The organism is Streptococcus sp. UBA632, assembly GCF_002300045.1.
GTDB classification, from domain to species: domain Bacteria; phylum Bacillota; class Bacilli; order Lactobacillales; family Streptococcaceae; genus Streptococcus; species Streptococcus alactolyticus.
The window spans coordinates 1-5613 of sequence record NZ_DBPA01000009.1; the positions used below are offsets into that span (position 1 = coordinate 1).

At 40.0% G+C, this 5613-nt stretch carries 6 protein-coding genes; 1 reads left to right on the top strand and 5 read right to left on the bottom strand.

The window, feature by feature from the left end; translation table 11 throughout:
* Positions 1-61: 61 nt before the first annotated feature.
* From brpA to B3473_RS01015, 5 genes are all read right to left on the bottom strand, one after another.
* Entirely contained in the window at positions 62-1222 is a 1161-nt protein-coding gene (brpA, locus tag B3473_RS00995; protein ID WP_293650995.1) for a biofilm formation/cell division transcriptional regulator BrpA, read from the bottom strand.
* 10 nt (positions 1223-1232) lie between these two features.
* Positions 1233-1745, bottom strand: coding sequence for a GNAT family N-acetyltransferase (locus tag B3473_RS01000; protein WP_167829332.1), 513 nt, complete (start codon positions 1743-1745; stop codon positions 1233-1235).
* The gene (gene tsaE / locus B3473_RS01005) at positions 1738-2181 is read right to left on the bottom strand and encodes a tRNA (adenosine(37)-N6)-threonylcarbamoyltransferase complex ATPase subunit type 1 TsaE (protein WP_154455500.1); all 444 of its coding nucleotides are present in this window, start codon (positions 2179-2181) and stop codon (positions 1738-1740) included. Before tsaE ends, B3473_RS01000 begins: the two co-directional genes overlap by 8 nt.
* A 122-nt stretch (positions 2182-2303) precedes the next feature.
* Positions 2304-3725: an NCS2 family permease gene (locus B3473_RS01010; RefSeq protein ID WP_154455499.1), complete on the bottom strand. Its 1422-nt coding sequence runs from the start codon at positions 3723-3725 to the stop codon at positions 2304-2306.
* 101 nt (positions 3726-3826) lie between these two features.
* Positions 3827-4426 (bottom strand): DUF1361 domain-containing protein, encoded by a 600-nt coding sequence (locus tag B3473_RS01015; RefSeq protein ID WP_154455498.1) that lies wholly within the window; start codon positions 4424-4426, stop codon positions 3827-3829.
* 159 nt (positions 4427-4585) lie between these two features.
* Between B3473_RS01015 and B3473_RS01020 the strand changes: the two genes are divergently transcribed.
* Positions 4586-5398: a Cof-type HAD-IIB family hydrolase gene (locus B3473_RS01020; protein WP_154455497.1), complete on the top strand. Its 813-nt coding sequence runs from the start codon at positions 4586-4588 to the stop codon at positions 5396-5398.
* Positions 5399-5613 lie beyond the last annotated feature (215 nt).

Consider the following 5613-nt stretch of genomic DNA (forward strand, 5'->3'; position numbering starts at 1 on the left):
GTTGATATACTTGACAAATGGTAAAAAAAGAGAGCTTCGTGCTCTCTTTTTTTGTCCCACATTAGTAAGAATAACTATTATAAGATTGTGAGTAGGTATCCGTACTACCATAATAGTCGCTATAAGTGCTACTGCTATAATCGTCATAGTAATAGTTACTATTGTAACCATCGCTATAAGTCGTATCGTAGCCGCTGCTATAACTGCTATCATAGGTTCCGTAAAGGTCTTCTGAAAGCACCGTCGTTGTTTTCAGAGTGTCGCTTTCTTTTTGACCCAATTGTTTTTTGATGTTGTTTTGAATTTCTAGCAAGTGGTCCGCGCTGACAATTTCATAAAAAGTACCGTTAATCATTTCGCCTTCGCCTTGAAGCTGATAAGTTTCCACATTGCTCAAAGCGTCTGTGTAACCAAGCAAGCTAGGGATGGTACTTGATGAAATCTCAATATTGGTTTGCATATTGCCACTGACCGCTGACAAGATTTTCTTGTATGAGCTGACACTGTCCAAAGCCAAAATTTTCTTCATCACTTTTTGAATAACTTCACGTTGGCGTTTTTGACGTCCGTAGTCCCCTTCAGGGTCATCATAACGCATACGAGCGTAAACCAAGGCTTGTTCTCCGTTAATCTTATGCGTTCCAGGTTCAACGGTCGCTGTGTATTCAGGTTCTTTTTCAGCAATAGAAATCGGGAAATCAAAGTTATTGGTTACCGTAATACCACCAACGGCATCTACCAAGTCCACCAAACCTTGCATATTGATTTGAATGTAATTATCAATCTCAATGTCCAACAAATCCTGAACCGTCATGATAGCCATTTTAGCTCCACCTGATGCGTAAGCGGCATTCAATTTTGCCTGAACGCCAGTCATATCATTGTCTTTTGGTCCTGATAAAGTCACCAAAACGTCGCGTTCCAAACTGGTCATGGTCGTTGTCTTGGTTTCAGGGTTAATCGTCACCAAAATCATCGAGTCACTATTCCCTTGCCAAGTTGATTTTCGCTCAGAATCTCCTGTATCTACCCCCATCAAGAGGATTGAAATCGGTTTCGTTTGCTTGATGGCTTCACTATCTGAAGTGTTGTAATCTTTGAAAGTCTTTGCCAACTCATTAGTTGAAAAATTGAAGGCTGAGGTAACATAAACTCCTAAAGCAACAAGGGTAGTGGCAATGATAGCCGTTATCATTAACAGTATTTTTTTTCTAAGTTTCATTCGTTTACTTTCAGTCTATCAACCTACTCATCAAGTAGACGTCAAGAAATTCTCCATCTTTCGTTTGTACGCCACGTGACGTCGTAGCGTCTATCCTAAAACCAAACTTTTCATAAAGGTGAATAGCTCTGCTATTTCTCACTTGCACCGTCAACTCCAAACGGTGAATCATTGGCGTGTGTTTTGCCCAGTCAAGAGCCGTCTCCATCAATAATGAACCTAAGCCGTAACCCCAATAGGCTTGCTTAACAGCGATAAAGATATCACCGATAGAGTCATCTTGTGAATGGTCTGAAGGGACAATATTCAAAACGCCTACGAATTCTTCTCCAAGTCGAGCCACCAAACAAATGGCGTTGATGGACTCACTTTGCTGGTCCAAAAAACGAATCATCTCATCCAAAGTCAAGGCTTTGTCTTGAATAATAAAATCCGTTTCCTCAACCACTTTTTGCAACAAGGCTAATAAAGATGAGGCATCCTCCACCTGCGCCTCTTCAATCACAAGGTCTTGCTCACTCACCTTCTAAAGCCTCCAATAACTCCTGACTTCTAGGACCATGAGCTACAAAATCAAGCTTGCGTCCATCACCAGAAGGGGTTAATTGAATGTCTAAATAATCATCTAGCAATTGAGAGTCCAGCAAATTGCCCCATTCAATAACGGTCACCCCATCGCCATATAAAAAATCGTCCAAATCAATCGAATCTGGGTCATTTCCAATACGATAAACATCTAAATGATAAAGGGGCAGACGCCCATCGTACTCTCGAACAATTGTATAGGTCGGGCTTTTGATCATTTGCGTAATACCCAAGCCTTTTGCTATTCCCTTGGTTATGGTCGTCTTACCAGCACCGAGATCTCCAGTCAGGACCAAAACATCCCCTGCTTGCAGCATTAGACCAAGCTTTTTCCCATAGGCAATTAGCTCATCTTCATTTTGACTATAAAACATGTGCCTATTATATCAAAAAACATTTTTTCTTCCAACCCTAACCCGAATTTTCTCCCCAAAATAAAAAGAGCTAAAAGACTGAAGTCTTTCAACTCTTGCAAGTAAGCGTTGTAAAATCTTTTTTATAGGACAGCCAAGAAAATGAAGTTTAAGACAAACAAGGCATCCAAGACCCACATAACCACTGGAATCTCTTTAACTTGTCCTTTAAAGACTTTAACCAAAGTGTAAGTGATGAAACCAGCTGCGATACCGTAAGTAATGCTGTAAGTGAATCCCATAAAGATAGATGTAAAGAATGCAGGAATGGCTTCGTCCAAGTCAGCCCATTTGATGTTTTTAAGGTTTGACAACATCATCACACCAACGATGATTAAGATAGGGGCTGTCGCTTGTGTAGGAACGATAGATACCAAAGGACTAAAGAAACTTGAAATAGCAAAGAGTACCGCTACGACAAGGGCAGTCAAACCTGTACGACCACCAGCTTCGATACCTGCCGCTGATTCCACATAAGTTGTTACGTTAGATGTTCCGGCAACCGCACCAAAGGTTGTCGCAACCAAGTCAGAATAAAGGGCACGGTCAAGGGCAGCAGAATCTTTGCTGTCACCAGTTGCTGAGATGATACCTACTTTTTCACCTGTTCCGACAAGCGTTCCAATCGTATCAAAAATATCTGTTAATGAGAAAGCCAAGATAGCCATCAACACACCAGGCAGACGTGATGGGTCTGAGAAAAGCGCTCCTAGACCTTGGCTACCAGGTGCCGCACCGAAAATTTGTTTCAAGTCGTTGATAGACGCTGATAAATTAGTTGCAGACCAATTAACAGCACCTAAATCAACAACACCCATTAAAATACCAACAATCGTTGTTGCAGCGATAGATAAGATAATGCCACCACGAATGCCTTTCACGATAAAGAAAATAGTAATCGCCAAGCCAATCAAAGCAAGAATGACGGCCGGTGAGTTAAAAGCAACCAAACCTGGTGTTGCTGAGGCATCTGCTGTAATAGAAGCCAAGCCTTTGTCAGCACCAGTTCCTGATACTGTATAAGTACCAGCGTCAATAGAAAATTTCAAGAAACCAGCATTTTTAATTCCAACGTAAGCCAAGAAAATACCAATACCAGCCGAAATCGCTGATTTCAATACAGCTGGAATGGCTTCGATAATCATCTTACGAACTTTAGTTACTGTGATGATAAGGGAAATAATCCCACAAATAAAGACCATTGCCAAGGCTTCTTGCCACGTGTAACCAAGGGCAAAGACAACTGTGTAAGTAAAGAAGGCATTCAAGCCCATTCCTGGTGCTTGTGCGTAAGGAAGGTTGGCATAAAAAGCCATCATCAAAGTCCCTACAACCGCACCAATAATAGTCGCTAGAAAGACACCTTGAGCAGGCATACCAGCTTGCGAAAGAATTGAGGGATTGACAAATAAGATGTAAGACATGGCAAAGAAGGTAGTCAAACCAGCCGTAACTTCTGTACGAACGTCAGTGCCATGTTCCTTAAGTTTAAAAAACTTTTCCATTGAACGTTTTTCTCCTTTTGGTAAGGTTAGTTGTGCGTTGCTTTTTGTTATTTTCCGAACAACTTCCTTATTCTACCAAAAGATCGTTCACTTTTCAACGATTATTTCTCAGGTTTTCGATCCAAAAAGACCAAACAAAGAATTTGGATAAAGGTAAACCCTATGACAAAATGCACCGCATCCCAACCAACGACATTGAGAATCTCAGCAACAACGGTTTTAGGACGTGTGAAAATATCCCAAGAATTCAGCCTTGCATAACGTCCAATGTGAATGGCAAAACTTGAAATAAACGAAAGCAAACCGATGAATATCAAACGCAGGTAATCATTTCTAACCTTGAAGGTTTCCATGATGTTTTTAAAACTCTCAATCCCACAAAGAACACCAAACAAAATGCTAGACACATAAAGCATGTATAAAATCAAGCTCGTCTTGTCCCACAAAACCGTACTAGCAAAATGCATGTGCACAATATCTGTTAGCATATAAAAGGTATTGGGATAGAAAAAGAGCCAGAGCAATAAGCTGGCGTACTTTACCACTCTAAAGCGAACATAGTACGTCACCAGTGAAAAGTCCAATGCCACCAAGGCCAAAAACATATTCCAAACCAAATCTGGTCCCTGCAAATTGTAGTGGTAGATACCAAAGGCAATCATCCCAAAAAAGAGATGAATAAAACCGATTTTTTTAATCATAGCGTCCCCCTTCTTTCTGGTTTTAGTTGTTGTCGATAGTAAAATTATAATAAATTTTTCTTAAAATGTTGTTAAAAAAGCTTACATTTCTAAAAATTCACCATTTTCAAAAAGAGCTTTTCGTTTCGTCCAACCTCCTTTTCTGTTATAATAAAAAGTATGAAAACTAAAATGATTGCATTAGATTTAGATGGCACTTTGCTGCGCCACGATGATACGATTTCGGACTACACAGTGGATACTATCCAAAAAATTCAAGAAAAAGGGCACAAGGTTGTGATTGCAACGGGGCGACCTTACCGCATGGCAGTTAAGCACTACCGTCGTCTTGGTTTAACCACACCCATGATTTCTTTCAATGGTGCCTTGACGCATTTACCTGAAAAGAAATGGGATTTTGAACACAGCGTCACTATTGACAAACGCTACCTTTTGGATGTTTTGGATATGCAAAAGAGCATTGAAGCGGATTTTATCGCCAGCGAATACCGCAAGAAATTCTACATTAGTGCGGAAAATCAGCAAGTGGTCAATCCAAAATTGTTTGGGGTTGAGGAAATCACGGACAAGATGACCATGGATATTACTAAAATCACGGAAAATCCTAATGCCCTTCTTATGCAAACACGTCACGAGGACAAATACGCTCTCGCCAAAGAAATTCGCCAACACTTCAATAACGATATTGAAGTCGATTCTTGGGGCGGTCCGCTCAACATTCTTGAATTTTCACCTAAAGGCGTCAACAAAGCTTACGCTTTAAACTACCTATTAAATGTCTTTAATTTTTCTCCTGAACAACTCATTGCTTTTGGAGATGAACACAATGACACAGAGATGCTAGCCTTTGCTGGTGTCGGTTATGCTATGAAAAATGCAAATGACGTTCTTTTGCCATTTGCAGATAAACAGACAGAATTTTCTAACAAAAACGACGGTGTGGCTAAAGAATTAGAAAAAATCTTCTTGTGAAAAACTTCTTTATTGGAGTTTTTCTTTTTTTCATTATTTTCAAAATCTTTCAACTTTCTTTACAATTTGATAACGAATATAATGACGTTGTAGTCCGATTATTTCATTTGGCTCTTTGTCAACTGTAGTGGGTAGATGAAAAGCTAACACCTAGAGAGGACGAACTTCGTCCTCTCTTTCTTTATGTTCAATGCAATCAAAATCCGTTTTTTAAA

Excerpts from the sequence above, each read along its gene's own strand:
- brpA (WP_293650995.1), bottom strand. The coding sequence starts at position 1,222 with ATGAAACTTAGAAAAAAAATACTGTTAATGATAACGGCTATCATTGCC.
- B3473_RS01010 (WP_154455499.1), bottom strand. The coding sequence starts at position 3,725 with ATGGAAAAGTTTTTTAAACTTAAGGAACATGGCACTGACGTTCGTACA.
- B3473_RS01020 (WP_154455497.1), top strand. The coding sequence starts at position 4,586 with ATGAAAACTAAAATGATTGCATTAGATTTAGATGGCACTTTGCTGCGC.
- B3473_RS01015 (WP_154455498.1), bottom strand. The coding sequence starts at position 4,426 with ATGATTAAAAAAATCGGTTTTATTCATCTCTTTTTTGGGATGATTGCC.
- tsaE (WP_154455500.1), bottom strand. The coding sequence starts at position 2,181 with ATGTTTTATAGTCAAAATGAAGATGAGCTAATTGCCTATGGGAAAAAG.